Origin of the sequence: Lentzea rhizosphaerae, from assembly GCF_042649515.1 — a bacterium.
GTDB lineage: Bacteria > Actinomycetota > Actinomycetes > Mycobacteriales > Pseudonocardiaceae > Lentzea > Lentzea aerocolonigenes.
The window spans coordinates 1-655 of the sequence record NZ_JBHRZI010000054.1 but is presented as its reverse complement, the minus strand read 5'-3'; the positions used below and the strand labels follow the sequence as shown (position 1 = coordinate 655).

Genomic DNA, 655 nt, shown 5'->3' with positions numbered 1-655 from the left:
CGATGCTGATTCCATCGGTGAACGAGCGAGGCGACGGCACCGAACCACAGTAGTGCCAACTACTTCACGGCCCTACGTCGCCACATTCAAGATCGCTAACTTAGCGGCATTGGGATCAATCCAGGCTGGCGGGTAGAACGTCGGTATCCCGGTCACCAGCCTGACTTCCCACTTGCTCTGGTGGATCAGGGTGTGGTGGTGGCGGCAGAGCAGGACGGCGTTGTCGACGGAGGTGTCGCCGCCGTTGGCCCAGTGGCGGATGTGGTGGGCGTCGCACTGTCTGGGTGGTCTGCCGCAGCCGGGGAAGGCGCAGCCCCTGTCCCTGGTGACCAGGGTCCGGCGGATCGCGGCCGGGAAGGTGCGGGTCTTGCGGCCGACGTCCAGCGGCTGGCCTGCTCCGCCCAGGACCATCGGGATGATCCCCGCGTTGCAGGCGAACTGACGCACCTGCTCGGCCGGGACGCGGTCGCCGTTGTCCAGGGTGGCGTGGCCGACCTGGTTGGCGAGGTCGTCGTAGGACATGGTCAGCGTCAGAGTGACCGGTTCGCCGCCGTGTTCGGGCAACTGGTCGGCGCGCAGCATCAGGTCGACCAGGTCGGCCAGGGCGTCGCCTTCGCGTTCCTCGCGGGTGCGCAGGTCCGGGCCTTCCTCGGCG

General features: G+C 67.8%; 1 protein-coding gene. It reads right to left on the bottom strand.

Annotation, left to right across the window (positions count from 1 at the left end; all coding sequences use genetic code 11):
• Positions 1-72: 72 nt before the first annotated feature.
• The coding region (locus tag ACFOWZ_RS43945; RefSeq protein ID WP_382379997.1) for an HNH endonuclease signature motif containing protein at positions 73-655 on the bottom strand (583 nt) is incomplete at its 5' end.